Below are 395 nucleotides of genomic sequence, written 5' to 3' on the forward strand. Positions count from 1 at the left end.
GATGTGCTTTGATTATCAATCCCTTGTGCGCGCAACGTCCTGTGGGTGGACGCCAAACGGCAGGTTCAAGCAAGTCATTGCGTCGGAATTGCCCCCAAAAAAAACGCCAACCCGCAATGGGTTGGCGTTCTGCTCAGGGTGAGACCCCCAACCGCGAATCAGTGGAACTGGTTCATGGTGTTGTCTTTACCTGCAGCCTTCAGCGCTGCTTCGCCGCTGAAGTATTCCTTGTGGTCGTCGCCGATGTCCGAGCCCGACATGTTCTGGTGCTTGACGCAGGCGATGCCCTGACGGATTTCCTTCCGCTGCACGCCAGCCACGTAGCCGAGCATGCCCTGGTCGCCGAAGTATTCCTTAGCCAGGTTGTCGGTCGACAGCGCGGCGGTGTGGTACGT

The 395-nt window shown here is 58.2% G+C and carries 1 pseudogene; it reads right to left on the minus strand.

The annotated features are described in order from the left end of the window. Positions 1-158 precede the first annotated feature (158 nt). Positions 159-395 (minus strand): annotated as a pseudogene (locus I6F21_RS38430) (isocitrate lyase); the annotation flags it as partial.

It is taken from the genome of Bradyrhizobium sp. NBAIM03 (genome assembly GCF_020194055.1).
In the GTDB taxonomy this organism is placed as follows: Bacteria; Pseudomonadota; Alphaproteobacteria; order Rhizobiales; family Xanthobacteraceae; genus Bradyrhizobium; species Bradyrhizobium yuanmingense.